Origin of the sequence: Microlunatus spumicola, assembly GCF_039536445.1 — a bacterium.
GTDB classification, from domain to species: domain Bacteria; phylum Actinomycetota; class Actinomycetes; order Propionibacteriales; family Propionibacteriaceae; genus Microlunatus; species Microlunatus spumicola.
The window spans coordinates 46,068-69,545 of sequence record NZ_BAAAYR010000001.1 but is presented as its reverse complement, the minus strand read 5'-3'; the positions used below and the strand labels follow the sequence as shown (position 1 = coordinate 69,545).

The window sequence follows — 23,478 nt, the reverse complement described above, 5'->3', positions numbered from 1 at the left end:
CAGACTCAGTCCAGGTAGTCGCGCAGGACCTGCGAGCGCGACGGGTGCCGCAGCTTGCTCATCGTCTTGGACTCGATCTGGCGGATCCGCTCGCGGGTCACGCCGTAGACCTTGCCGATCTCGTCCAGCGTCTTCGGCTGGCCGTCGGTGAGCCCGAAGCGCATGGAGACGACGCCGGCCTCGCGCTCGCTGAGGGTGTCGAGCACGTCGTGCAGCTGCTCCTGCAGGAGCGTGAAGCTGACCGCGTCCGCCGGGACGACCGCCTCGGAGTCCTCGATCAGGTCACCGAACTCGGAGTCGCCGTCCTCGCCGAGCGGGGTGTGCAGCGAGATCGGCTCGCGGCCGTACTTCTGGACCTCGACGACCTTCTCCGGGGTCATGTCGAGCTCCTTGGCGAGCTCCTCCGGGGTGGGCTCGCGGCCCAGGTCCTGCAGCATCTGCCGCTGGACGCGGGCGAGCTTGTTGATGACCTCGACCATGTGCACCGGGATGCGGATGGTGCGGGCCTGGTCGGCCATGGCCCGGGTGATCGCCTGGCGGATCCACCACGTCGCGTACGTGGAGAACTTGTAGCCCTTGGTGTAGTCGAACTTCTCGACCGCACGGATCAGACCGAGGTTGCCCTCCTGGATGAGGTCCAGGAAGAGCATGCCGCGACCGGTGTAGCGCTTGGCGAGGCTGACGACGAGGCGCAGGTTGGCCTCGAGCAGGTGGTTCTTCGCCCGGCGGCCGTCCTCGGCGATCCAGTCGTAGTCGTCGGCCTCCTTGGGCTTGATCTTGACGGCCGCGTCGGCGATCTTCTCGTCCGCGAACAGGCCGGCCTCGATGCGCTTGGCGAGCTCGACCTCCTGCTCGGCGTTCAGCAGCGCGACCTTGCCGATCTGCTTCAGGTAGTCCTTGACCGGGTCGGCGGTCGCGCCGGCGACCATGACCTGCTGCTCGGGCTCGTCCGCGTCGTCGGCGGCGGAGAGGGTGAAGCCCTGGTCCTCGACCAGCTTGGCCTCGACCACGGCCTCCTTGGCCGGCTCGAACTTCGCCTCGTCGACGTCGTCGAGCGTGCGCTTCTTGCCGACGGTGACGACGACCTCGTCGCCCTCCAGGTCGACCTGCACCTCGGCGGGGACCGCACCGGCGACCACGTCGACCACGGCGAGGTCGGCCGGGTCGATGGCGTCGTCCTCGTCCAGGTCGACCGTCAGGTCCGGCTCGACGTCGGCACCGTCGACGTCGTCCGCGTCGTCCGTCTTCTTCTTGGCGCCCGCCTTGGCGGCGCCGGCCTGGGCGACGGCCTTCAGGGGCGTCTTCTTCGCCGCCGGTCGTCGCGCCGGGGCCTTCTTCGTCGCCGTACGACCGCCACGGGCGGCAACGCCCTCCGAGACGGCTGTCTCGTCGTCGGTCAGGTCCGACACGGGGGCGGGTGCGTGGGCTTTAGAAGGCGGTGTCACGAAGAACCTCTCGGGCTAACCAAGTCGTACGAGGGCAGGCAGCGGCCATCGGATGTCAACCGCTGCTCCGAAAAGTATTCTGGCACGGCCTGCCAAATGATCAAGCCGTACGGCCCGACGGGGAAACCGTCGTGCACCTCTCGACCGTACGCGCGCGCACGAACGACCGAGAGTTCCCAGAGGCTACGGCTGCTCGGCCTTGACGGCCAAGACCGGGCAGGAGGCGTCGAGCAGCACGCGCTGGGCGTTGCTGCCGAGCAGCAGCTTGCCCACGGGCGAGCGCCGCCGCAGGCCGATGACGATGAAGGCCGCGTCCGTGTCCTCGGCGAGCTCGACGAGGTCCTCGCCCGCGTCCGCGGCGTCGGAGGACGCCTTGAGGCGGTAGGTGACGTCCGCCGCGGCCAGGTCCCGGGTCAGCTCGTCGAGGTCGTCGTCGGGGCCGTGCAGCACGACCAGCTCCGCGCCGCGCAGCCGCGCCTCGGTCAGCGCACGGCGCAGCGCCGCCCGGCCCTCGGGCCGCGAGCTGTAGCCCACGACGATCCGCGGGCCCCCGCCCGTGGCCGGTCCCGTCTCCCCCGTCAGCTCCGTCATGCTCCCCCGACCTCCCACGTGTGCACGGGCTGGTTGCTGTGCATCAGCTCCGTGTAGCGCGCCAGCATGCCGTGCAGCGCCGCGTCGCGCGTCGCCCCGGCCTCCTCCAGCCGCGTCACCTGCGCCACCTGCCAGGTGGCGCCGTTGCGGCCGGTCAGGCAGCGCTGCTCGATGATCCCCAGCAGCCGCGTGGTCTCGGACTCCTCGACCTCCCACTGCCGCAGGCCTTCGGCCGCCAGCGGCAGCAGCCGCCGCACGACCAGCTCGGGCACCGGGCACTGCCCGACCCCCGGCCAGTAGACCTCGGTGTCGAGCCCGGTCCGGGTGCCGGAGGCGAAGTTGTCGGCCGCCGCCGCGAAGCTCATCTGCGACCACACCGGCCGGTCCTGGCCGGCGAGCGCCCGCACCAGGCCCGCGAAGAAGGCGGCGTTCGCCATGGTGTCGACCACGGTCGGCCCGGCGGGCAGCACCCGGTTCTCGACGCGCAGGTGCGGGGCGCCGTCGTGGGTGTCGTAGACGGGACGGTTCCAGCGGTAGACCGTGCCGTTGTGGAGCTTCAGCTCCTCCAGCTCCGGGGTCCCGCCCGCGTCGAGCACGGCCACCGGGTCCTCGTCGGTGCTGACGGGCAGCAGGGCGCCGAAGTAGCGGGCGTTCTCCTCGAACAGGTCGAAGATCGAGGTGATCCACCGCTCGCCGAACCACACCCGCGGGCGTACGCCCTGGGTCTTCAGCTCCTCGGCCCGCGTGTCCGTCGCCTGCTCGAAGAGCGGGATGCGCGACTCCGCGACCAGGTGGCGGCCGAAGAGGTAGGGCGAGTTCGCGCCGAGCGCGACCTGCACCCCGGCGATGGCCTGCGCGGCGTTCCAGTAGCCGGCGAAGTCGTCCGGGCTGACCTGCAGGTGCACCTGCGTCGACGTGCAGGCCGCCTCCGGCATGATCGTGTCGGTCACGACGTGCAGCCGCTCGACGCCGTCGATGACGATCTCGATGTCCTCGCCGCGGGAGTCGAGGATCTGGCGGTCGAGCAGCGAGTAGCGGGGGTTCTCGCTGGTCGCCTCCGCCGTCACGTGCTCGGGCCGCAGGGTCGGGAGGATGCCGATCATCACGGTGTGCGCCCCGGCCTCCTCGGCCCGCGGGTCGGCGTTGTTCAGGGAGTCGCGCACCGACTGCTCGAAGGACGAGAAGCCGAAGTCGGACAGCTGGCGGGGCGCGACGTTGATCTCGATGTTGAAGCGGCCGAGCTCGGTCTGGAACTCCGGGTCCGCGATCGCGGCCAGCACCTCGGCGTTGCGCAGCGCGGGCTCGAAGTCGTCGTCCACCAGGTTCAGCTCGATCTCGAGCCCGGCCATCGGCCGCTCGAAGTCGAAGCGGGACTCGGTCAGCATCCGGGCCAGGGCGTCGAGCCCCCGGCGCACCTTCTGGCGGTGCCGCTTGCGGTCCTCCCGCGTGAACTGCGTCGCGTCGACCTCGGCTCCCATGGGCACATCCTGGCCCATCGGGCCCGCTGCGCCGCACCACGGCGCCCCGGGCACGCCAGGCCTTCTCTGACAGGCTGAGAACTGTGCCTGATCTTGCGCGAACCTCTTCGCCACAAAGACTCCCCGACTAGGGTCGACCCTCGTGAACGAGGACCCGGCCGACGTGCGCACGCCGCCCGTCGCTGACCGACGACCCTTCGTCCGGGAGCACCACGGCGACGTCGTCGTCGACTCCTACGAGTGGTTGCGCGACAAGACCGACCCGGAGGTGGTGAGCCACCTCGAGGCCGAGAACGCCTACACGGCCGCCCTCACCGAGCACCTCGAGCCGCTGGTCGAGACCCTGTTCACCGAGCTCAAGGACCGCACCCAGGAGACCGACCTGTCGGTGCCCGTCTTCGTACGGCACGGCGGTCCGCACGACGCGGACGGCCCCGCCCCGGCGTACTGGTACTACACGCGGACGCAGGAGGGGGCGGAGTACGCGCGCTTCTGCCGCGCCCCGGCCACCGACCGGTCCGCCCCGCCGTCGCTCGAGGGCGACATCCCCGGCGAGGTCGTCTACCTCGACGCCAACGTCGAGGCGGCCGGGCACGACTTCTTCGACCTCGGTGCGCTCGCGGTCTCCCCCGGCGGGCACCTGCTCGCCTACTCGACCGACGTCACGGGCGCCGAGCGCTACACGCTGCGGATCCGCGACCTGCGCACCGGCGAGGACCTGCCCGACACGATCACCGACGTCAGCCACGGCGCCTGCTGGGCCGGGGAGACGCACGTCTTCTACACCCGCTGCGACGAGGCCTGGCGCCCGTACGTGGTGCTGCGCCACCGGCTCGACACCGACGCCTCCGAGGACGCCACCGTCCTCACCGAGCCCGACGAGCGCTTCTGGCTGGGCGTCGACTCCAGCCGCGACGAGCGCTGGCTCGTCTTCGGTTCCGAGAGCAAGCTGACGTCGGAGTACCGGCTGCTGGCGACCGATGACCCCGAGGGCACGCCGCGCGTCGTGGCCCCGCGCCGCCAGGGCGTCGAGTACTCCGTGGAGCCCGCCGGCGACCGGCTGCTCGTCGTGCACAACGACGACGCCGAGGACTTCGCGCTGGCGGAGGCGCCGCTGGACGCCAGCAGCCACCTCCAGTGGGTTCCCGTGATGGCCCCGCAGCCCGGCGTCCGGCTGCTCGGCGTCGACGCGTACGCCTCCCACGTCGTTGTGACGCTGCGCCGCGACGGCCTCAGCGGGCTGCACGTGCTGCCTCGCGACGCGGCCGGCGACCTGCTCCCCGGCGGGGACGTGGCCTTCGACGAGCCGCTGTTCACGGTCGGCTCCCCCTCGGCACCCGAGTACGACACGCCGAGCATCCGCATCGACTACACCTCGATGATCACGCCGGCCTCGGTCTACGACTACGACCTCGCCTCCGAACGGCGGACGCTGCTCAAGCGGACGGCGGTGCTCCCGTCGGCGACCCAGGGCCCGTACGACCCGGCGCGCTACGTGCAGGAGCGCACCTGGGCGACCGCGTCCGACGGCGCCCGCATCCCGATCTCCGTCGTGCGGCGCGCGGACGTCCCGCTCGACGGCTCGGCCCCCGCGCTGCTCTACGGCTACGGCTCGTACGAGATCTCGATCGACCCGACCTTCTCCGTCTCGCGGCTGTCGCTGCTCGACCGCGGCGTGGTCTTCGCGATCGCGCACGTGCGTGGTGGTGGCGAGCTGGGCCGGGCCTGGTACGACCACGGCAAGGTCCTGACGAAGTGGAACACCTTCTCCGACTTCGCCGCCTGCGCCGAGCACCTCGTGGCGGAGGGCTACACGTCGCCCGACCGGCTGGCGGCCCGCGGCGGCAGCGCCGGCGGTCTGCTGATGGGCGTGGTCGCCAACGCCTGGCCGACCGCCTTCGCCGCGATCCACGCCCAGGTGCCGTTCGTCGACGCGCTCACCACGATCCTCGACCCGGACCTGCCGCTGACCGTCACCGAGTGGGAGGAGTGGGGCGACCCGCTCCACGACGCCGACGTCTACGCCTACATGAAGTCGTACACGCCGTACGAGAACGTGGTGGCGCAGGAGTACCCGGCGATCCTCGCCACGACCAGCCTCAACGACACCCGCGTCTACTACGTCGAGCCGGCGAAGTGGGTCGCCCAGCTGCGGGCGACGGCCGGCACGGTGACCCGGCGCCCGGTGCTGCTCAAGACCGAGATGGTGGCGGGCCACGGCGGGGTCAGCGGACGCTACGCCGGCTGGCGCGAGGTCGCCTTCGCCAACGCCTGGGTGCTCGACCAGATCACGGGCTGACCCGACGCCGGGGCAGGGCCTCTCCCCGGCGTAAAGTCGTCCGTTCCTGCATCCCAGCGGCGCGCGGCAGGAGAAATTCTTCCTAGACACCTTGACAAGGACCCACCTCAGGGTTTCTTCAGGGCTGGTCAGGAATCCTTCGGTCCCTCTCACACGTTGAGTAGAGCGAAGGCAACGAAAAAGGAGGCCCCCCGTGGCCATTTCTGCACGCAGCAGAGTCTCCGACGGCATCGATGGCAAGGATGCGGTCGGCCTATATCTCGAAGGCATCGCCAAGACCCCGCTCCTCACGGCCGAGGAGGAGGTCATGCTCGCCCGCCAGATCGAGCTCGGCCTCTACGCCGAGCACATCGCCTCCGGCGACCTCACCTCCGCGGACCGCGGCAAGCACGCCAAGCGTCCGACGAAGGCCGAGCTGGAGATCATCATCGCCGAGGGCCAGGCGGCGATGCAGCGCTTCGTCACCGCCAACCTGCGCCTCGTCGTGTCGGTCGCCCGCAAGTACGGGCGCTCGCAGATGCCGCTGCTCGACCTCGTGCAGGAGGGCAACACCGGCCTGATCCGTGCGGTCGAGAAGTTCGACTACACCAAGGGCTTCAAGTTCTCCACCTACGGCACCTGGTGGGTCCGGCAGTCCATCAGCCGCGGCATCGCCCAGCAGGGGCGCATCGTCCGGCTCCCGGTGCACGTCGCCGAGCAGGTCAACCAGGTCGGCGCGGTGCGTCGCACGCTGGAGCGTCGCCTCGGTCGTGACCCGGAGATCGCCGAGATCGCGGCGGAGATGGACCTCGAGCCCGAGCGGGTGCTGGACCTGATCCGCTACGGCCGCGACCACGTCAGCCTCGACGCTCCCGTCGAGGAGGGTGGCGACACCGCCCTGGGCGACCTCATCGCCCGCGAGCCCATGCCGGGCCCGGACGAGGTCTTCCTGGACGCGGAGGAGCACGCCCGGCTCGAGGAGATGCTCTCCACCCTCGACGAGCGTTCCGCCGACGTCGTGCGGCGTCGCTATGGTCTGGTCGACGGCCGTCAGGCTAAACTCGCCGACATCGGCGCCCTCTGGGGCATCACGGCCGAACGTGTCCGCCAGATCGAGCGGCACGCCATTGCCAAGCTGCGAGGAAAGTCGGTGCTGGCCGCGTAGCCCCAACGCGCAGCACGAGTTACGACCCATCCCGTAGCTCTCCCCGAGGCGACCCGGACCCCCCTCCGGGTCGCCTCGTTTTTTCTCCTTTGCGCCCGGTCGGGCGTCTCCTCGTCGGGCCTTCCTCCTCGCTCGTCAGCGGCCGGCGCTGCCGCTGCCGCCGTCTGGGCAGCTGACTCGCTCGTCGTCCAGGCTCGACGACGACGCCCTCCCTACCCGACGCTCAGGAGAGCCGCTGCGCGTCTGCCGTGCCTTCTCATCTCTGGCTTCGTCGCGAGGCGTACCTTCCGCCGTCGCGCGTACCCCGCAGGGTGCGCGCGGCGGAAGAAGGTACGCCTCGTGGCGTTCTTAGGAGGTCTGCGGCTTGCGGTCGCGGAGGGGACGGATGAGGCCCTCCTGGGCGACGGTGGCGACGAGGCGGCCGTCCTGGAACAGGCGGCCGGTGGACAGGCCGAGGGCGCCGGAGGCCGACGGGGAGACCTGGTCGTAGAGCAGCCACCGGTCCGCCCGGAACGGCCGGTGGAACCACATGGCGTGGTCCAGCGACGCGGCCTGGACGGTGTAGCCCACGACCACGCCGTGCGGGACCACGCTCACGCCGATCAGGGTGAGGTCGCTCGTGTACGCCAGCGCCGCCTGGTGCAGCACCGGGTTGTCGGGCAGCTCGCCGGCCACCCGGACCCAGGCCCGCGCGCGGGCCGGGTGGTCCGGGTCCTCGATCGCCCCGCCGGGCCGCGAGTCGCCGACGTAGCGGACGTCGATCGCGCCCCACTCGTGCGCCCAGCCCGCGGCCGAGCGGCCGGTCAGTCCGGCCAGCACGTCGGTCAGCGGGGGCGAGTCCTCGGGTGCCGGGGCGTCGGGCTCCGGGTCCGCGTGCTCGTAGCCCTCCTCGTGCACGTGGAACGAGGCCGACAGGTAGAACATCACCTGCCCGTCCTGGCGCGCCACGACGCGGCGCGAGGAGAACGAACCTCCGTCGCGGACCGGCTCGACGTCGTACACGATCGGTTGATCCGTGCGCCCGGCGACGAGGAAGTAGCCGTGCAGCGAGTGCACGCTCCGCTCGGGCGGGACGGTCCGCGACGCGGCCGTCAGGGCCTGCGCGAGGACCTGCCCGCCGAAGACCCGCTGCAGCGACGTCCGCGGCTGCCGGGCCCGGAACAGCCCGACCTCGATCTCCTCGAGGTCGAGCAGCGTCAGGAGCTCGTCGACCGATTCAGGCACACGCGCACCCTACGCAGGGGTGGTCGCGCTGCGCCCTAGTCCTCGTCCTTCTTCTCGCGGTCGGCGAGGAACTTCTCGAACTCGGCCGCGATGTCGTCCGCGCTCGGCACGCCCTGCTGCTCGGCCTGGAGCGCGTCGTACTGCTGCTCGAGCGTCGCCACGAGGTCCTGGACCTCCTGCGACGTCTGCATCTCGGCGGCGATGTCGTCGAGGTTGGTCGCCGACGCCTTCTCCAGCGGCTCCAGCGGCACGGCCAGGCCGGTGGCGGCGTTGATCGACCGGGTCAGCGAGAGCGCCGCCTCGGGGAACGTCGCCTGCGCCAGGTAGTGCGGCACGTGCACCGCGAAGCCCATCGCGCGGCGGTCGACCTGGCCGAGCCGGAGCTCGAGCAGGCTGGCGAAGCTCGCGGGGACCTCGACGCGGTCGATCCAGCTGCGGTAGCCGGTCACCAGGTCGGCGTCGGTGGCGTGCGCGGTCAGCGTGATCGGACGCGTGTGCGGGACGGCCATCGGGATGCCGTGCGCGGAGATGGTCAGCCGCACGCCGAGCTGCTCGATGAGGCCCATGACGGCGGCGGCGAACCGCTCCCACTGGACGTCGGGCTCGGGGCCGCTGAGCAGCAGGAACACCTCGCCCTGCTCGTCCACCACGCGGTAGAGCCGCAGGTGCAGGTCGGCGTAGGACTTCCACTGGTTGGTGTCGAAGACCATCGCGGGGCGCCGGCTGCGGTAGTCGTGCAGCTGGTCGTGGTCGAACGTCGCGACGACCTGGTGGTCGAGGTGCTCGAGCAGGTGGCTGGTGAGCTGCCGCCCCGCCCCGCCGGCGTCGACGAACCCGTCGAGCTGGTGGATGAGCACGGGGTGCGCGTCCGCGAGGGTGGCCACGACCTCGTCGTCCAGCGTGTACAGCAGACGGGGATCGAGCATGCGCACCAATCTACCCGCGGGTCGCGGGACCGGGGCCGCGTCCCGCGCGGTCAGAGCGTGGCGCGGGCGGCGGCGACGGCGCTCGTGAAGCGCTTCTCCGACACGGGCACCTTGGTGCGCAGACCCTGGGCGAACAGGCTCACCCGCAGCTCCTCGAGCAGCCAGCCGACCTCGGCGACGGCCGTGGGCAGCGGTCCGGGCGGCACCTCGGCCACGAGCGCGGCGTACGCGTCCTCGCAGCGCAGCACCGTCGTCAGGGCCGTGGCCTCTCGGGTGGGCTGGGTCTGCAGCGTGGCCACCCGCTGCTGGGCCGCCTGGAGGTAGCGCGGCAGGTCGACCAGGTGCTCGTACGCGGTCGCGGACAGGAAGCCGGGGAACACCAGGTTCGCGAGCTGCTCGCGCAGGTCGGCGGCCGCCTCGGGGCTGCGGCCGCTGATCCCGGGCAGGGCGGTCTGCAGCGCACCCCAGCCGCGGACGACGGCCGCCGCGACGCCGACGACCTCGCGCATGAGGTCGGGGTTGTCCATCCGGACCAGGTCGCACAGCCGGGTGAAGGCGTCCGCGTCGCGCACCGGCTCCTTCGCGTGGCGGCGGACGAGCTCGCCGGTCGAGGCCAGGCGGGCGTCGGCGAGCAGCGCCGGGACGCCCGCGTACGGACTGGAGCCCAGGGCCAGCTTGTCGACGTTCGAGAGGTGCGAGACCACCCAGCGCGTGGGGTCGGGGGTGTTCAGCAGGACGAGCCGGCGCAGGCCGGCGGCGGTCGCGGCGGCCTGGCGCGCCGGGGTGTCGAGCAGGGTGAGCGTGACGCTCGTCTGCTCGTCGACCAGCGCCGGGTAGCCGACCACCGTCCGCCCGTCGCGGGTCACCGTGATCTCGGGCTCGAGCCGCCCGAAGTCCCAGGCGGTGATGCCCGTCCGGGTGTGGGTGTCCGCCGTGGAGGCCAGGGCCTCGCTGACCTGCACCGCCAGCGTGGTCTTGAGCGCGGCCAGGTTCTTGCCCTCCGCGAGCACCTCGCCCGCCGCGTCGGTCACCACGAAGCCCACGCGCAGGTGGTCGGGGACGCCGGCCAGGTCCCACGCGTCGGGCGGCACGAGCTCGCCGGTGAGCGCCCGCACGGCGCGCGCGAGCGCCGTCGGGAACGCCTCGCCCGCCGGTCCCGGGTGGTCGCGCAGCCAGGCCAGGGCCCGCTCCGCGTGCTCGTGCGCGGGCACGAGGAGCCGGCGGACGGCGCGCGGCAGCGAGCGGACGAGCTCGGTGGCGAGCTCGCCCCGCAGGCCCGGCACCTGCCAGCCGAACGGAGCCGGCGGGACCTGGTTGAGCACGTCGAGCGGGATGGTCACGGTGACGCCGTCGCGGGGGTCGCCGGGCGAGAAGCGGTACGACGTCGCGAACCGGTGCCCGGCCACGTCCCAGTGGTCCGGGTAGGCCGTCGCCACCTCGACGCCCGGCTGACCGGTCGTGAGGTCCTCGAGGGTGAGGTCGAGCAGCTCCGGGGTCTCCTGGCGCGCGTTCTTCCACCAGGCGTCGAAGGCGGCGCCGCCGGTGACGTCGGCCGGGACCCGGGCGTCGTAGAAGGCGTAGATCGTCTCGTCGTCCACCGTCAGGTCGCGCCGCCGCGTGCGCTCCTCGAGCTCCTCGACCTCCGCGCGGACGGCGGCGTTGCGGGCCACGAAGCGGTGCCGCGTGTGCCAGCGCCCCTCCACGAGCGCGGCGCGCAGGAAGATCGACCGGGCCTCGACCGGGTCGACGCGGGCGTAGCCGACGCGGCGCCGCGAGACGATCGGGACGCCGTAGAGCGTGACCTGCTCGTACGCCAGCACGGCGCCGGAGCGCGACGACCAGTGCGGCTCGGAGTACTGCCGGTTGAGCAGGTGGCCGGCGACCTCCTCGACCTGGGCCGCCGTGACGCCGGCGACCGTCCGGGCGTAGAGCCGGCTCGTCTCGACGATCTCCGCCGCCACGACGAGGGGCGGCGGCTTGCCGGCGGCCGCGGACCCGCTGCCGATGACGAAGCGGGTGCCCCGCGCGCCGAGGTACTCCCGGGCGGGCCGACGGCGCTTCGCCGCGGGCTTGGCGCCCCGGGCGGGCTTGGGGTCCTCGCGCTCGTCGAGCAGCCCGACGTGCGACAGCAGCCCGGCCAGCGCCGAGGTGTGGATCTGGTCGGGGCCGCCCGGCTGGTCGTTCGTCGCCATGCCGAGGTCCTTGCACGCCTGCTTGAGCTGGGTGTGCAGGTCCTGCCACTCGCGGATCCGCAGGTAGTGCAGGAACTCCTCCCGCACCCGGCGACGGAACGCGTTGCCGGACAGCTCCTGGCGCGACGCCCGCAGGTAGTCCCACAGCCGCAGCAGCGCGAGGAAGTCGCTCCCCTCGCTCGGCACCTTCGCGTCGGGCTCCGGCTCGGCCTGCTTGCCGCGGCCGCCGCCGACGGGCTCGGCCTGCAGCGCCCGGTCGCTCGGCAGCGGCGCCCAGAAGCGCCGGTGCAGCGCTTCCGCCCGCTCGCGCTGCTCCGCGGGACGTTCCCGGGGGTCGGGGATGGACAGGCCCGCGACGATGACGAGCATCTCCGAGAGGCAGCCCTCGCGCTCGGCCGCCAGCAGCATGCGGGCCATCCGCGGGTCGACCGGGAGGGCGGCCAGGCGCTGCCCGACCTTCGTCAGCCGGACCTCGCCGTCGACACGGCCACGGCGGGCGCCGTCCGTGCCGGCCGGGCGGACCGCGCCGAGCTCGGTGAGCAGCCGCAGGCCGTCGGTGACCTGCGTGCGGTCGGGGGCCTCGACGAACGGGAACGAGGCGATGTCGCCGAGCTCGGCCGCGGCCATCTGGAGGATGACCGAGGCGAGGTTGGTCCGCAGGATCTCCGGCTCGGTGAACAGCGGGCGGGAGTCGAAGTCCTCCTCGCTGTAGAGGCGGATGCACACGCCCGGGGCGACGCGGCCGCACCGGCCGGCGCGCTGGTTCGCGGAGGCCTGCGAGACGGGTTCGATCGGCAGCCGCTGGACCTTGGTCCGGGCCGAGTAGCGCGAGATGCGGGCGGTGCCGACGTCCACGACGTACCGGATGCCGGGGACGGTCAGCGAGGTCTCGGCGACGTTCGTCGCGAGCACGACGCGCCGGCCGGGGTGGTCGGCGAAGACGCGGTGCTGCTCCTCCGACGACAGCCGCGCGTAGAGCGGCAGCACCTCGGTGAAGCGCAGCTGGGCGCCCGCGAGGGCGTCGGCCGCGTCGCGGATCTCGCGCTCGCCGGAGCAGAAGACGAGGATGTCGCCACCGCCGAGGGCGCTCAGCTCGCGGACGGCGTCCACGATGCCGGTGTTCTGGTCGACCGTCCCGTCCTCGAGCAACGGCCGGTACCGCATCTCCACCGGGTATGTCCGCCCCGAGACCTCGACCACGGGGGCCGGCACGCCGTCGGGACCGGCGAAGTGTTCCGCGAACCGGGCGGTGTCGATCGTGGCCGAGGTGATGACGACCCGCAGGTCGGGGCGCCGCCCGAGCAGCTGCTTGAGGTAGCCGAGCAGGAAGTCGATGTTGAGGCTGCGCTCGTGCGCCTCGTCCACGATGATCGTGTCGTAGCGCCGCAGGTCGCGGTCGCGGCCGATCTCCGCGAGCAGCACGCCGTCGGTCATGATCTTGAGCCGCGTCTGCCGCGACGTCTGCCGGGTGAAGCGGACCTGGTAGCCCACGACCTCGCCGAGCGTCGTCTGCATCTCCTCGGCGACGCGCTGCGCGACCGTCCGCGCGGCGAGCCGGCGGGGCTGGGTGTGCGCCACGGACCGGCGCCCGAGCTCGAGGCAGATCTTCGGCAGCTGGGTCGTCTTGCCCGACCCGGTCTCCCCCGCGACCACGACGACCGGGTGGTCCCGGATCAGCGCGGCGATCTCGTCGTGGCACGCCGTGATCGGCAGCGCCTCGTCGTACGTGAGGTGCAGCGGCGCCTCGACCACCGCTGCCTCGCTCACTGGGCCCAGGTTAGTCGGCGCCGCTCAGACCCCGGACGCTCCCTGAGCCTGTCGAAGGGCCACGCAGTGGTCAGCGTCCGACGGAGCCGACCTCTTCGAGGCCCTTCGACAGGCTCAGGGGGCGTTTCCCACTAGTCCGCGAAGGTCGTACGGCCGTCGAGCTTGGCGGCGAGGTCCTCGTCGATCCCGTCGGCGACGTCGGAGACGACGCGGACGGCCTGGTGCAGGTGCGCGGGGACGAAGGGCTGGGCGAGGACGGACATGCTCGCGAACACACGGTCCCGTACGAGCTGGAACTTGACCCAGCGCGACTCGACGTTCAGGTCGTTGATGACCTCGGTCGCCCGGGAGCGGCCGGAGACGTCGTGGACCACCGCGGCGAAGACGGTGACCTCCTTGCCGTCGCTGCTGGTGCGCAGGAACAGCATCGTGGAGCCCACGCGGATGGCGACGTCGCCCTCGTTGTCGCGGAAGGGCGGGTGCCCGTACATGCTCGTGAGCTCGTCGTCGACCATGCGGTTCAGGTGGGCGGGGCCGTCGGGCAGCGTCGAGGTCAGGTCCTCGGGGTCGATCTCCACCGAGCTCCCGCGGCGCGGGACCCGGGTCGGTTCGAGGACGCGTCCGGCGAAGCTGTCCTCGGCCTTGGAGGACGTCCGCAGGTCGGCCGCGTCGGGCTGCAGCACCTCGGCGAGCTGGTCCGGGGCCAGGAACACGGGGTGCTGGACCCCGAAGACGTCGCGCAGCGCCCGCACCGCGAGCTCGGCCATCGACTCCGAGTCCTCCTGCGGGCACTCGGTGGCCACGACGGCGACCCCGGCGGGCTCGCGGCCGTCGCCGGCGCTCCGCTCCCAGCCGTCGGCGACCAGCGCGGCCACCTGCTCGGCCTGGTTGCGCCCGTCGGCGACGCCGGCCTCGCAGCGGAGCCGGTCGCGCGCCGGGCTGGAGAACCGCACCCAGCTGTCGGGCGCACCGTCGCCGGTCGGCGTGCCGATCGTCAGGTCGCCCGACTCGTCGACCATCGACAGCACCTCGGCCAGCCGCGCACCGAACTCCGTCCAGGCATGGGCGATGGCACGATCGATGTCGAAGTCGTCGATCCCCTCGACGCCGCTCATGGCCACCACCTCCCTCTCGCCCGAACCTAGCGCACACCCGGCGCCCGGCAAGGACCCCGGACCGGCTCGTCCGCGAGGACCGCCCTCGTGTCGTCCGCCCGTGTGGTCCACCCGATGGGCTCGGCGCCCGCGCCGGGGCCGGGAGTTTCCTAGGGTGGCTCCTGACGCACCCGCCGACGGTGCGCGGGGAGAAGGAGCAGACATGAGCGGTCGGGTCCCCGTGCCTGCGGGGCGCCAGCCGGGAGGCGGCATGGTCGTGCCGCCGGCCCTGCTGCACCACCGCCGCTCCGCGCTGACCTGGGTGACGGTCGTCGTCCTCGGGCTCGGCGCCCTCGTCATCGCCGGCATCTTCGTCGCCGTGGCCGGGCCGGGTCCCTTCGCGCTGGTGACGTTCCTGGCGGCGCTGGCGTTCCCGCTGATCCTGCTGGTGATCTTCTGGCTCGACCGCTACGAGCCCGAGCCCACGCGCTACCGCCTGGCCGCGCTCGGCTGGGGCGGCGTGGTCGCCGTCATCCTGAGCTTCGTCGTGGAGTCCGCCGCCGCCCTCGTGACCGGGAACGAGTCGTTCGCCTCGTTCGCGATCGTGGCGCCGGTCGTCGAGGAGACCGGCAAGGGCCTGTTCCTCGTGGCCGTCGTGCTGCTGCGGCGCCAGCAGATCCACGGGCTGCTCGACGGCGTCGTCTACGGCGCGCTCGTCGGCGTCGGCTTCGCCTTCGTCGAGGACATCCTCTACTACCTGTCGGCGCTGCGGGAGGGTGGCGCGGCCGGCCTGACGGCGACGGTGGTGCTGCGCGGCGTGATGAGCCCGTTCGCGCACCCGCTGTTCACCTCGGCCACCGGGCTCGGGTTCGGCATCGGGCTGACCTCCCGCTCCCCCGCCAAGCGCGTCGCCGCGCCGGTGCTCGGCTTCCTCACGGCGGTCGTCCTGCACGGCATCTGGAACGGCAGCGCGGTCTACGGCACCCGGAACTTCCTCCTGGCGTACGCGGTCGTCATGCTGCCGCTGCTCATCGTGATCATCTCGATCACCATCTGGGCCCGCTCGCGCGAGGGGCGGATGCTCGTGGCGGCGCTGCAGCAGACGGTGCAGATGGGGTGGACCCGGCCGGAAGAGGTCCGCTGGGTCGCCCGGCTGTCCGACCGCGTCTCCGCCCGGCGCTACGCCGGGCTGCACGGCGGACCGCACGCGACGCGCGCGATGCGCGCGTTCCAGCAGACGATGATCGAGATCGCCTTCCTCCACAACCGGTTCGTCGACGGCACGGCGCCCCGCGACGTGAACGCCCGCATGCTCGCCCTCCTCGACCGGGCCGCGGCCCTGCGCCCGTACGTGATCCTCCCGCCCGAGCTCGCCCGTCCGACGCTCGGCGGTCCGACCCCGCCCGCCCCGCCGGGCTGGGTGCCCCCGGGCCTGCCCGAGTGGTACGGACCGGGCGCCGGCACGCGTCCGTCCGGTGCCGGCTGGTCCTGAGCCGGGACCGGCGGTTCGTCCGTCGGCCCGGCCAGGTCCTGCTGCCCGTGTGCTCCGGCGCGCCGGGAGGCGGACCAACCTGGGCCTGCTGCTGCTCCTCGTCGGGAGCTTCGCGACCGGATGGGTCGCGTTCGCGACCGCCGGCGTCGTGTCCGCCCGGGTCGCGTCGGTCGCCCACGGGGTGCTCGGGCTCGGCCTCGTCGTCCTGACCCCCTGGAAGGTCGTGGTCGCCCGGCGCGCCCCCCGCCTCACCCCAGCCTCCCTCGGTCTCGCGGCCGTGGTGGTCGTGTGCCTGGTCGCCGGCGTCGTCGAGGTGCTGGCCGGGCCCGACGTGCGCGGCGGCGGGCTGACCCCCATCCAGGTCCACGTGGGGGCGGCGTTCGTGATCGTCGCGTTCCTGGTCGAGCACGTGTCGCGCCACTGGCGCCCGCGGCTCCTGCGCGTCAGCGACCTCGGCCGGCGCCGGTTGCTGCGGACCGCGGCCTTCGGTGCGGGTGCCGGCGTCACCTTCCTCGCCGTCGACGTCGTCGGGCGGCTCTCCGGCACGAACGCCGCCCGGGCCTCGACCGGCTCCCACCCCATCGCCCCGGCGGACATCCCGGCCACCACCTGGCTGCTCGACCGGGTGCCCGTGCTGGACGGGGCGACCCACCGCGTGAACGTCGGTGGCACGCCCCTGTCCGTCGACGACCTCGACCGCCGCGGGGGGCCGGTGTCGGCGCGACTGGACTGCACGACCGGCTGGTACGCCGACGCCGTCTGGACCGGCGTCGCGCTGTCCGACCTGCTCCCCGCCCAGGCCCTGGACGTGGCCCGCAGCGTCCTCGTGACGAGCGTGACCGGCTACCGCCGCCGCTTCCCCCTCGACGCGCTGCCGCGGCTGTTCCTCGCGACCCGCGTCGAGGGCACGCTGCTCGCCACCGGCACGGGCGCCCCCGTCCGCCTCGTCGCGCCGGGCCACCGCGGCTTCTGGTGGGTCAAGTGGGTCGCGTCCGTCGAGCTGAGCACGGTGCCGGCCGCGGCGCAGTCCCCCTTCCCCCTGCAGTGACCTCTCGACAGCGTGCTGTCATCGGCGTAGACTGACAGCATCCTGTCAATGAGGTGAAGGGGGTGAGGTCGTGGCGGACGTGGTGCTGTACGCGACGGACACGATGGCCGACTGGGAGTACGGCTACCTGACGGCCGGGCTGGCCTGGGTCGAGGGCGGCCCGTACCGGCTCCGGGTGCTGGGCGAGGGGCCGGGCCCGGTGACCACCAAGGGACGGCTGCGGCTGATGACCGACGGCGGCCTCGACGAGGTGGACGAGGACGCGACGGCCCTGCTGGTGCTGCCCGGCGCCGACACCTGGGCCGCCGGCCACGACGTGGCGCTCGCGCTCGCCCGGCGCCTGCTCGCCCGCGGGGTCCCGGTCGCGGCGATCTGCGGCGCCACCTACGGTCTGGCCCGCGTCGGGCTGCTGGACGAGCGCGACCACACGAGCAACGCGCCCGACTTCCTGCTGCCGACCGGTTACGCCGGCGCCGACCGCTACCGCGACGCCCCCGTCGTCGAGGACCGCGACCTGATCACGGCCGGGGCCACGAAGCCGGTGGACTTCGCGGCGGCCGTGTTCCGCCGGCTCGACGTCTTCCCACCGGCCGTCGTGGACGCCTGGCACGGTCTCTACACCACCGGCAAGCGTCGCTACTTCGACGACCTGATGGCCACCGGTGCCGCGTAGGACGCCCGCCGGGGACGCGTTGACCGAGCTGGTGCTGCCAGCCTTCGAGCTCAACGGCGAGTTCCTGGCGGCGGCTGAGACCATGACCCGGCCGGTCGGCCTGACGCCCGCCTGGTGGCAGGTGCTCGGGGCCACGCTGGACGAACCGCTGCCGGTGGCGGAGATCGCCCGCCGGGTCGGGCTCGGCCTGGCCCGGCAGAGCGTGCAGCGGGTGGCCGACCTGCTGGTCGAGCGTGGCTGGGCGAGGTTCCGGGACAACCCGGCCCACCGGCGCGCCAAGCTCCTGGAGCCCACGGACGAGGGTCGGGCCTGCGTGGACCGGCTGACCGACGCGCAGCACGCCTGGGCGGACGCCGTCGGCGCCACGGTCGGCGAGGACGAGCTCCGCCGGACGCTCGAGGGAGTGAGCCGGATCATCGCCGCGTCGCAGGCCTACCGCAGCGGTCCCTGATCCACGGCCCTTCCGTCGACCGGTTTCAGGCGCGTGGCGCCGGGAGCGCCTGGAACTCCTCGACCAACGGCCACACGTGCGCCCCCAGCTCCACCTGGGTGAGCAGGACGCCCGCCGTGCCGTCCGGGTCGACGAAGAAGTCGGTGCCCTGCCCGCCGGACCAGCCGAACCGGCCCGCGTGCTCGCCCTCGAGCTGCACCGCAACGCCGAAGCCCCACCCTGTCGCGTCCCAGAAGCCGGGGAAGAAGCTCTCGGGCGTCTTGTGCGCGGCCGGCACCTGGTCGCTGAGCATCAGTCGCCGGTGCTCGGGTTCCAGCAGCGGCGGGCCCGCGGCGTCGTCGGCGACCAGGGCCCGGAGGAAGCGGTGGTAGTCGCGGGCCGTGGACACGAGCTCGCCGTGGCTGACGTCGATCGTGGGCGGACCCGCGTACGGGCCACCGCCCGCCGGTTCGGTCTCGACGAACCGGTGGCCGTCGTGCCGGTAGGCGGCGGGCAGCCGGTCGAGCTTCTCCGGCGGGACCCAGAGCCCCGTGTCGGCCATCCCCAGCGGGTCGAACAGGTCCCGGGCGAGGTGGTCGGCCAGCGGGATGCCCGTCACCCGCGAGAGCAGGACGCCGAGGACGGCGAAGGAGTGGTGGTAGCGCCAGCCCTCCCCCGGCTGGAACGCCAGCGGCAGCTCGGTCAGCCGGGCCAGCCACGCGTCGGCGCCGAGCGACCACGGCTGCGCACCGGCCTCGGTGCCGTTCGCGGCCATCGCGTCGGCGAGCGGGGAGGGTTCGACGACCATCCCGTAGCCCGAGGCGTTGGTGAGCAGGTGCCGCAGGGTGATCGGGCGGACGACCGGGACCGTGTCGTCCAGCGGCGCGCCCGGGCTGGTGAGCACCGGACGGCCGGCGAGCTCGGGGAGCCACTCCTCGACGCTCACGTCGAGCCCGAGAAGGCCCGCCTCCACCAGCCTCAGCGCCGCCACCGCCGTCACGGCCTTGGTCATCGACTGGATCCGGACGATCGCGTCGTCCCGCAGCGGCGGGCCCCCGAGGGCCGCCTCGCCCACGGCGACGACCTCCGGCTCGACGCCGCCGAGCAGTCCCACGGCGCCGGGCACCGTGCCGGCCCCGACGTGCCGGGCGAGCAGGTCCGCCAACGCGCTCGTCACGTCCCCGACCCTCCCAGGTGGTCCTCCGGAGGTCCAGGTTCCGGTGGTCGCGGCATCCCTGCCGGCCGCTCGAGCCGGCCGGCTCAGGGCACCTGGACGTCGGCCGCGAGGACGCGGCTCACCTCGGCCGAGACGTCGTCCGGGACGGGCGGCACCCCCACGACGTGGAACACGTCCATCCGGTCGCCGAAGGCCACCAGCCACACGGCTCCCCGCTGGTCGCCCCTCCCGAAGGGGAAGGCCACCACCTCGAGGTCCGCGGTGATGTCGTGGTTGGAGATCCCGATGCTCTCGGGGCAGGCGTCGAACGCCTGGACCGTGGCCAGCATGGCGGCGTTCGCGTCGTCCCTCGACGCGAACCGCAGCCGCTCGAGGGAGCCCTCGGCCGACGTCCGCGCGAGGAACCGGCTGCTGGTCGCGATGACGGGTCGGGTGGCCTGCGTCAGGCACCGCGGGGCCGCGGTCGCGCTCGCGTCGTCCTCGCTCGTCCAGGAGACCCAGCCCGCGCCGGCCTGGTTGAGGCCGTCCACGGTCATCGGCTGCGGCGTCGGCGCCTGGCTGTCGGCATCCGGACTCGGGGGCAGGGCGGAGGCGGTCGTGCTCGGTGGGCCGACGGGGACCGCGAGCCGCTGCTCCTGCCGCGTCCAGCCCCCGATGCCGCCAGCCAGCGCGAGCACCACGACGAGAGCGGCGGCAGCGAGGCCGGCGCGCCGTCCCCGGGCGGCACCGATCGCGTGCTGAGCGCCGGGCCGACGCGTCCCGGACTCCACCTCGCGGACCAGCCCGTCGAACCTGGCGTCCAGGTCGTCGGTGTCCGTCCCGTCGTCGTGATCAGGCACGACTGCCCTCCAGTCCGTCCGTGGTTCGGGTGCTGCCTTCGTCCAGGAGGCCGGCGAGCGCGCTGCGCCCGCGCGAGAGGCGGGCCTTGATCGTTCCCTCCGGGCAGCCCTCGATCCGGGCCACCTCGCGTACGGGCAGGTCGCCCAGGTGGTGGAGGACGATGGCGCGGCGCTGCTCCACGGGCAGGCGGGCCAGCGCCCGCGTCAGGGCCACCGCGTCCGGGTCCGGCCCGCGGTCGGGCTCGGGTTCGCGGCTCCGGCTGAGGAAGGCCCGCGCCACGCGGCTGCGGCGCCAGCGACTGATCGCGAGGCGGGTGGCCGCCTGCCGCACCCAGGCGGCGGGGTCGTCGTAGGCGGTGAGCGCCGTCCACCGCGGCCACGCCCGCGTGTAGGCCTCCTGGGCGATGTCCTCGGCCGCGCCCAGCTCACCGGTGACGGCGTACGCGCACGCGACCGTCCGTGACCAGGTGGTCTCGTAGAAGGCCGAGAACTCGGCTCTGCGGTCCGGTGCCACGGCCACCCTCGCTCTCCGTCCGTCGCTGCTCCTGCTGCTGCTACGACTCACACGCGCGAGCAGCGGAGGCGGTTGCACGCCCTTCCCGAACGGCTCGGGCGGCAGCGCCCGCGTGGAAGGACCGCACAGACGGGACCGGCCCGGCCTCCGGTGGGGAGGTCGGGCCGGTCACGGTCGGTGCGTCAGCGACGCGTGCGGACGATCAGCTGCAGCCGCTGGTGGAGCCGCAGCCCTCGCAGACGTAGCAGCTGCCGCTCGGGCGCATCTTGGTCCCGCAGGTGAGGCAGAGCGGGGCGTCGACGCTGGTGCCGGTGAGGCGCTCGAACAGCTCCGACGTGGTGTGCGCCGTCGCCGGGGCCGGCCTCGCCGCCGCGACGGGCTCGTGGAGCTCGTGCGACACGTCGGTGTCGAGGTGGTCGGCCGCGTCGCTCTTCAGCGACTCGGACTCGATCTCCTCGTCGTCCTCCTCGGCCAGGTAGGACCCGGTCTCCACCTGGCGGGCGCGCTCGGTCGCGGTGTAGATGCCGAGCTCCGCGCGGTCGTCGAAGGACAGGTAGTCCAGCGCCAGGCGGCGGAAGATGTAGTCCATGATCGACTGCGACATCCGGATGTCGGTGTCGTCGGTCAGGCCGGCCGGCTCGAACTTCAGGTTCGTGAACTTCTGCACGAACGTCTCCAGCGGGACCCCGTACTGCAGGCCGATCGAGACCGCGATGGAGAAGGCGTCCATCACGCCGGACAGGGTCGAGCCCTGCTTGCCGAGCTTGAGGAAGACCTCGCCCAGGCCGTCGTCGGGGTAGGAGCCGGAGGTCATGTAGCCCTCGGCGCCACCGACGGAGAACGAGCGGGTGATGCTCGAGCGCGCCTTGGGCATCCGCTTGCGCTGGGGCTTGTAGACGACCTTCTCCACCACGACCGGCTCGGGCGCCGCGGCGGGCGTCTCCTCGGTCGTCTTGGCGGACGAGCCGCTGCTCAGGGGCTGCCCGACCTTGCAGTTGTCGCGGTAGACCGCGAGCGCCTTGAGGCCGTACTTCCAGCCCTGCAGGTAGACGTCGGCGATCTCCTCGACCGTCGCGTTCTCCGGCAGGTTGACCGTCTTGGAGATGGCGCCGGACAGGAACGGCTGGGCCGCGGCCATCATCTTGACGTGGCCCATGGGCTTGATCGAACGCTGACCCATGGCGGTGTCGAAGATCTCGTAGTGCTCCGTCTTGAGCCCGGGAGCGCCGACGACGTGCCCGTTCTCGGCGATGTGCTCGACGATGGCCTCGACGGTCTCGTCGGCGTAGCCGAGCTTGCGCAGCGCACGCGGGATCGTCTGGTTGACGATCTGCATGGACCCGCCGCCGACGAGCTTCTTGAACTTGACCAGCGAGAAGTCCGGCTCGATGCCGGTCGTGTCGCAGTCCATCATGAAGCCGATGGTGCCGGTCGGCGCGAGCACGGAGGCCTGCGCGTTGCGGAACCCGTTGGCCTCGCCGGTCTTGATGACGCCGTCCCAGGCCTTGGTGGCCCGGGCGTGGATCGAGGCACCCATGGCGTCGACGTCGCGCAGCGCGTCGTTGGCGGCCTGGTGCTTGCGCATCACGCGACGGTGGGCGTCGGCGTTGCGGGCGAAGCCGGCGTACGGGCCGACGATCCCGGCCAGCTCGGCCGAGCGGCGGTAGGAGACACCGGTCATCAGCGAGGTGATCGCCCCGGCGAGGGCGCGGCCGCCGTCGGAGTCGTAGCCGTGGCCGGTCGCCATGAGCAGCGCGCCGAGGTTGGCGTAGCCGATGCCGAGCTGGCGGTAGTCGCGGGTCGTCTGCCCGATCGACTCGGTCGGGAAGTCGGCGAAGCAGATGGAGATGTCCATCGCCGTGATGATGATCTCGACGGCCTGCTCGAACCGCTCGGCGTCGAACGTGTCGTCGTCGCGCAGGAACTTGAGCAGGTTGAGGCTCGCCAGGTTGCAGGAGCTGTTGTCCAGGCTCATGTACTCCGAGCACGGGTTCGACGCGGTGATGCGCCCCGACTCCGGCGTGGTGTGCCAGTCGTTGATCGTGTCGTCGTACTGGATGCCCGGGTCGGCGCACTCCCACGCGGCCTTGGCGATCTTGCCCCAGAGCGAGCGGGCGTCGATCGTCTCGATGACCTCGCCGGTCGAGCGGGCGCGGAGGCCGAAGTCGGTGCCCTGCTCGACGGCACGCATGTACTCGTCGTTGACCCGGACCGAGTTGTTCGCGTTCTGGTACTGCACCGAGGTGATGTCGCGGCCGCCCAGGTCCATGTCGAAGCCGGCGTCGCGCAGCGCGCGGATCTTGTCCTCCTCGCGCGCCTTCGTCTCGACGAACTCCTCGATGTCGGGGTGGTCGACGTCGAGGACGACCATCTTGGCCGCGCGGCGGGTGGCCCCGCCCGACTTGATCGTGCCCGCGCTGGCGTCCGCGCCGCGCATGAAGGAGACCGGGCCCGAGGCGGTGCCGCCCGAGCTCAGCAGCTCCTTGCTCGAGCGGATGCGCGAGAGGTTGAGGCCCGCGCCCGAGCCGCCCTTGAAGATGAAGCCCTCTTCGCGGTACCAGTTCAGGATCGAGTCCATCGAGTCGTCGACCGACAGGATGAAGCAGGCGCTGACCTGCTGCGGGGACTTGGTGCCCACGTTGAACCACACCGGCGAGTTGAACGAGAAGTGCTGGTGCAGCAGCAGCCAGGTCAGCTCGTGCTCGAAGACCTCGGCCGACTCCACGTCCGCGAAGTAGCCGTAGTCCTCGCCCGCGCGGCGGTAGGTGTGCACGACGCGGTCGATGAGCTGCTTGAGCCCCTGCTCGCGGACCGGCGAGCCGAGCGCGCCTCGGAAGTACTTGGTGGTGACGATCGTGGAGGCGTTGACGCTCCAGAAGTCGGGGAACTCGACGCCGTGCTGCTCGAAGACGGTCTCGCCGGTCTTCCAGTTGGTCTGGACGACGTCGCGACGCTCCCAGGTGACCTCGTCGTACGGGTGGACCCCGCTGCTGAAGACGCGCTTGAGCGTGAGCCCGGCGCCCTTCCGGCCGTTCTTCACGGCGTTCTTCACGGTGTCGCCGCGGCCGTTGGCCGAACGCGTGGTCTCGGACATGTGTCCTTCTCTCCTGACGTGCATCCCTGCTCGTATAGAACGGTCTGCGCT

16 protein-coding genes and 1 pseudogene are annotated in these 23,478 nt (G+C 72.6%); 6 read left to right on the top strand and 11 right to left on the bottom strand.

The genetic code is table 11. The features are described 5' to 3' along the window. Positions 1-5 precede the first annotated feature (5 nt). From ABD665_RS00300 to ABD665_RS00290, 3 genes and pseudogenes are all read right to left on the bottom strand, one after another. Positions 6-1,424 (bottom strand): annotated as a pseudogene (locus ABD665_RS00300) (RNA polymerase sigma factor); the annotation flags it as partial. A 204-nt stretch (positions 1,425-1,628) separates the two neighbouring features. Continuing rightward, entirely contained in the window at positions 1,629-2,036 is a 408-nt protein-coding gene (locus ABD665_RS00295) for a universal stress protein (protein ID WP_204912764.1), read from the bottom strand. Further along, positions 2,033-3,514: a glutamate-cysteine ligase family protein gene (locus tag ABD665_RS00290; protein ID WP_204912765.1), complete on the bottom strand. Its 1,482-nt coding sequence runs from the start codon at positions 3,512-3,514 to the stop codon at positions 2,033-2,035. Before ABD665_RS00290 ends, ABD665_RS00295 begins: the two co-directional genes overlap by 4 nt. Positions 3,515-3,656: 142 nt before the next feature. On the opposite strand from ABD665_RS00290, the gene ABD665_RS00285 reads away from it, so the two are divergent. Continuing rightward, positions 3,657-5,813, top strand: coding sequence for a S9 family peptidase (locus tag ABD665_RS00285; RefSeq protein WP_344740633.1), 2,157 nt, complete (start codon positions 3,657-3,659; stop codon positions 5,811-5,813). A 193-nt stretch (positions 5,814-6,006) separates the two neighbouring features. Beyond that, complete coding sequence (locus tag ABD665_RS00280) at positions 6,007-6,957, top strand: sigma-70 family RNA polymerase sigma factor (RefSeq protein ID WP_204912766.1); 951 nt, start codon at positions 6,007-6,009, stop codon at positions 6,955-6,957. A 348-nt stretch (positions 6,958-7,305) separates the two neighbouring features. On the opposite strand, the gene ABD665_RS00275 is transcribed toward ABD665_RS00280, so the two are convergent. The 4 genes from ABD665_RS00275 to ABD665_RS00260 all read right to left on the bottom strand — a co-directional run bounded on the left by ABD665_RS00275 (position 7,306) and on the right by ABD665_RS00260 (position 14,181). Beyond that, positions 7,306-8,181: an acyl-CoA thioesterase domain-containing protein gene (locus ABD665_RS00275; protein WP_204912767.1), complete on the bottom strand. Its 876-nt coding sequence runs from the start codon at positions 8,179-8,181 to the stop codon at positions 7,306-7,308. Positions 8,182-8,216: 35 nt separating this feature from the next. Then, positions 8,217-9,107, bottom strand: a complete 891-nt coding sequence (locus tag ABD665_RS00270; protein ID WP_204912768.1) for a PAC2 family protein — start codon at positions 9,105-9,107, stop codon at positions 8,217-8,219. Between the two features lie 50 nt (positions 9,108-9,157). Further along, a complete protein-coding gene (hrpA, locus tag ABD665_RS00265) occupies positions 9,158-13,066 on the bottom strand; it encodes an ATP-dependent RNA helicase HrpA (protein ID WP_344740629.1) in 3,909 nt (1,302 codons plus the stop codon). A 131-nt stretch (positions 13,067-13,197) separates the two neighbouring features. Then, positions 13,198-14,181 carry a T3SS (YopN, CesT) and YbjN peptide-binding chaperone 1 gene (locus ABD665_RS00260; RefSeq protein ID WP_204912769.1) on the bottom strand — a complete coding sequence of 328 codons (984 nt, stop codon included), beginning with the start codon at positions 14,179-14,181 and terminating at the stop codon, positions 13,198-13,200. A gap of 202 nt (positions 14,182-14,383) precedes the next feature. Between ABD665_RS00260 and ABD665_RS00255 the strand changes: the two genes are divergently transcribed. The 4 genes from ABD665_RS00255 to ABD665_RS00240 all read left to right on the top strand — a co-directional run bounded on the left by ABD665_RS00255 (position 14,384) and on the right by ABD665_RS00240 (position 17,824). Next, entirely contained in the window at positions 14,384-15,652 is a 1,269-nt protein-coding gene (locus ABD665_RS00255) for a PrsW family glutamic-type intramembrane protease (protein WP_204912770.1), read from the top strand. 49 nt (positions 15,653-15,701) lie between these two features. Then, on the top strand, positions 15,702-16,700 hold the full coding sequence (locus ABD665_RS00250; protein WP_204912771.1) for a molybdopterin-dependent oxidoreductase: 999 nt from the start codon (positions 15,702-15,704) through the stop codon (positions 16,698-16,700). Between the two features lie 70 nt (positions 16,701-16,770). Beyond that, positions 16,771-17,373, top strand: a complete 603-nt coding sequence (locus ABD665_RS00245; RefSeq protein ID WP_344740626.1) for a DJ-1/PfpI family protein — start codon at positions 16,771-16,773, stop codon at positions 17,371-17,373. A gap of 19 nt (positions 17,374-17,392) precedes the next feature. Then, complete coding sequence (locus ABD665_RS00240; RefSeq protein WP_344740624.1) at positions 17,393-17,824, top strand: MarR family winged helix-turn-helix transcriptional regulator; 432 nt, start codon at positions 17,393-17,395, stop codon at positions 17,822-17,824. Positions 17,825-17,849: 25 nt separating this feature from the next. Here ABD665_RS00240 and ABD665_RS00235 read toward each other — a convergent pair whose 3' ends face one another. From ABD665_RS00235 to ABD665_RS00220, 4 genes are all read right to left on the bottom strand, one after another. Further along, positions 17,850-18,980 (bottom strand): serine hydrolase, encoded by a 1,131-nt coding sequence (locus ABD665_RS00235; protein ID WP_204912772.1) that lies wholly within the window; start codon positions 18,978-18,980, stop codon positions 17,850-17,852. Positions 18,981-19,063: 83 nt separating this feature from the next. Beyond that, positions 19,064-19,819 (bottom strand): hypothetical protein, encoded by a 756-nt coding sequence (locus tag ABD665_RS00230; protein WP_204912773.1) that lies wholly within the window; start codon positions 19,817-19,819, stop codon positions 19,064-19,066. After that, positions 19,812-20,333 carry a SigE family RNA polymerase sigma factor gene (locus ABD665_RS00225; protein ID WP_204912774.1) on the bottom strand — a complete coding sequence of 174 codons (522 nt, stop codon included), beginning with the start codon at positions 20,331-20,333 and terminating at the stop codon, positions 19,812-19,814. Before ABD665_RS00225 ends, ABD665_RS00230 begins: the two co-directional genes overlap by 8 nt. Before the next feature lie 202 nt (positions 20,334-20,535). After that, entirely contained in the window at positions 20,536-23,427 is a 2,892-nt protein-coding gene (locus tag ABD665_RS00220; protein WP_204912775.1) for a vitamin B12-dependent ribonucleotide reductase, read from the bottom strand. Positions 23,428-23,478: the final 51 nt, after the last annotated feature.

Bases quoted from the DNA above. Each gene is read 5' to 3' on its own strand.
- ABD665_RS00295 (WP_204912764.1), bottom strand. From the start codon at position 2,036: ATGACGGAGCTGACGGGGGAGACGGGACCGGCCACGGGCGGGGGCCCG.
- ABD665_RS00290 (WP_204912765.1), bottom strand. From the start codon at position 3,514: ATGGGAGCCGAGGTCGACGCGACGCAGTTCACGCGGGAGGACCGCAAG.
- ABD665_RS00270 (WP_204912768.1), bottom strand. From the start codon at position 9,107: ATGCTCGATCCCCGTCTGCTGTACACGCTGGACGACGAGGTCGTGGCC.
- ABD665_RS00260 (WP_204912769.1), bottom strand. From the start codon at position 14,181: ATGAGCGGCGTCGAGGGGATCGACGACTTCGACATCGATCGTGCCATC.
- ABD665_RS00255 (WP_204912770.1), top strand. From the start codon at position 14,384: ATGAGCGGTCGGGTCCCCGTGCCTGCGGGGCGCCAGCCGGGAGGCGGC.
- ABD665_RS00220 (WP_204912775.1), bottom strand. From the start codon at position 23,427: ATGTCCGAGACCACGCGTTCGGCCAACGGCCGCGGCGACACCGTGAAG.